Below are 693 nucleotides of genomic sequence, written 5' to 3' on the forward strand. Positions count from 1 at the left end.
ACGGGCTCGCTCGATAACCGCAACAGCGGCACGGTTTCCAGCCGTAGCGGTAACGTTGATGTGACGCTCAGCGGTGCGCTGCTCAACAGCAACGCAGGCGCACTGGCCAGTCAGCAAGCCTTGACCATCAAGGCGGGTAGTCTTGATAACAGCGCCGGTACGCTTTCCAGTGCGGGCGCTCAGAGCCTGACGGTCACCGGCCTGTTGAATAACGGCCAAGGTGGCCTGATCGACGCCGGCACGCTGCTGACGCTGAACGCCATGGCCCTGAGCAACGGCGGCACGGTCCAGGCGCAACAGGCACTGACTTTCACCGGTACCGATCTCGATAACAGCAACGGCACCCTGAGTGGCGGCGCGGCGGTGACGCTTGACCTGCTCGGCACACTGACCAACACCCATGGCAAACTCTCCAGTGTCGGTCCGCTGGTGGTGCAACGCAGCACACAGATCAACAACCAGGGCGGTGCACTCTACAGCCAGGGCTTGATGACCTTGCTCACCGGTGGTCTGGACAGCAGCAATGGTGGTCTTGTCAGTGCCAATGACAAGCTGCTGATTACCTCGACCGGCACGGTACAGAACGGCAATGGCGGTTTGATCGCCAGCCGTAACGGCGACCTGCAACTGAGCGCCGCCAGCCTTGGCAATGGCAAAGGTTCGTTGCAAGGCAAAGGCGCGGTCAGCCTCGAC

General features: G+C 61.8%; 1 pseudogene. It reads left to right on the forward strand.

The annotated features are described in order from the left end of the window. Positions 1-693 (forward strand): annotated as a pseudogene (locus tag M5C71_RS33585) (adhesin); the annotation flags it as partial.

The organism is Pseudomonas sp. MWU12-2345, from assembly GCF_023242385.1.
Taxonomy (GTDB): Bacteria; Pseudomonadota; Gammaproteobacteria; order Pseudomonadales; family Pseudomonadaceae; genus Aquipseudomonas; species Aquipseudomonas gingeri_D.